General features: G+C 74.0%; 1 protein-coding gene. It reads right to left on the bottom strand.

The window, feature by feature from the left end; translation table 11 throughout:
- Positions 1–29 precede the first annotated feature (29 nt).
- Positions 30–1,905, bottom strand: a 1,876-nt coding sequence (locus tag DI269_RS13130; RefSeq protein WP_198667392.1) for a phosphatase PAP2 family protein, incomplete at its 5' end; no start/stop codon positions are given.

Genomic DNA, 1,905 nt, shown 5'->3' on the forward strand with positions numbered 1-1,905 from the left:
CCCGGGCAGTGCCCGGGGCCGCCCTCCCCTTACGCCGCTTCGATGCGGACCTTGACCTTCTTGCCCGTGTACTCGGCCACGGCGGTGTACCCGGCGAGGTCGAGTGCGACCGAAGCGAACTCGCCCTTGACGGTCTTCGCCTCGATCACCGTGTACGTCTCCCCCGCGACCGGCGGGTGCTGGACGTCGAGCGCGAGCTCCAAAGTGGCGCCGTCCTCCGCGGTGAAGGTCCTGCCGACCTTCAGGACCGCGGACCCGCTGTCGCCCAAGGTGATCCGCAGGGCCGCGCCGGAGACGCGCAGGCCGCGGTCGGCCTTGACCTTCCCTGCGGCCGGGTCGAGCTCCAAGGCCCCGCCTTCGACGGCGACGTCGCCGTCGCCGAGCGCGGTGGCGGAGAGGACCCGCAGGACGCCGTCCTCGACCGAGACACCGCCGTCGAAGTCGTTGTCCCCGGCGAGGGCGAGCATCCCGGTCCCGGTCTTGGTGAGCGAGCCGTCGCCGCCGATGTCGTTGCGCCACACGTCGCTCGCGGAGAACCCGCCCTCGCTGGCGTCCAAGTTCACGGTGACGTCGTCGTCGAAGCGGCCGTAGCCGTCGGCGGCGGCGAACAGGTCGAGGCGGCCCCACTGCTCGGGGCCCTCCATAAGCGCGTACCCGGAGGCGAGCGCGGTGGTGCGCAGGACCTCGCGGCGCTGGTCGGCGTCCAGATAGGGCAGCCGGGTCTCCAGGAGCGCCTCGGCGCCCTTGGGGACGGTCATCTCGGCGTCCTCGCCGTCGCGGTCGAGGAAGTACGTCAGGCGCGAGGTCCAGGCGGCCTTGTTGGCGGCCCGGTCGGCGTACGGGTCGGTGTCGAGTCCTTCGCGGTGGGCCCAGGCGTACAGGTCCTCGGCGCCGGTGGCCGCGGTGAAGTAGGCCAGGGCCTGGTCTCGGGCGGCGGCGCGCAGCTCGGCGTAGGCGTCATCGTAGAGGACGGCGGCGGCGAAGGCGGTCGCGAGGACGCGCCCTGCCATGACGTCCACGGGCGAGTGCATGCCGCCGACGATGCGGGAGTCGCCGACGTCCCCGGCCCGCGCCAGCAGCTCCTGGAACCGCTCGGGGACGGCGTAGGCCAGCGCGTACGCGGCCAGGTAGGCGGCGTTGGTGTGCCCGGAGGGGAAGCCGCCGTCGTCGGCGGGGCTCGCGCCCCGCTGGCGCAGCAGCTGCGGGGCGACCTCGACCTCGGAGTCGTAGGCCGGGACGCCGAGGACGGGGATCCCGCCGGTCTCGACCACCGCGGAGTCCTCGTTCATGCGCCAGGGCCGCGGGTACTGGTAGGCGACCTTGGACGGGACGGTGGAGGCGTGCGGGCCGCGCAGGGTGTTGACGAGTTCGGCGACCTTCCCCAGGTCCGAGGCGGTCGAGCCCGCGCCGATGGCGGCGCCCTCGGGCGAGCCCGGCGGCACGGCGTCGCTGACGGGACCGGCCGGGACGCCGTCGGGCGCGCCGGTGATCGAGGTGACGGCCTTGGCCCCGGCCCGGTAGAGGTCGGCGAGCGGGCCGAGTCCGCCGATGGCGCTGAAGCTCTGGCTCTGCCGGTCGAAGACGAAGGACTGCTTCGCGGCGCCGACGGTGCGCTCGGCGGTGACCTCGGCGCAGTGCCGCAGGTTCGACTTGAGCGCTCTAGTGTCGGCGGGCGCGCCGGTGTTCCAGGCGTCGCCGGTCTCCCACAGCTCCTGGAAGCCGGTGAGGATCCGGATGGCGGCGTTGGTCTCGGGAGTCTGGTTCGCCGTCGTGTTGGTCAGGTAGTCGTCGACGAACGCCGTACCGGACCACTCGTAGCGCGCGGCGTCGGCGGTGCGGGAGGCGAAGACGCCCGCGGCGGCCGGGTCGGCCGAGGTCGGTGCGGCGGCGGCCGCGCCGCCGACG

The sequence above is a fragment of the Glycomyces dulcitolivorans genome (assembly GCF_003265355.1).
In the GTDB taxonomy this organism is placed as follows: Bacteria; Actinomycetota; Actinomycetes; order Mycobacteriales; family Micromonosporaceae; genus Glycomyces; species Glycomyces dulcitolivorans.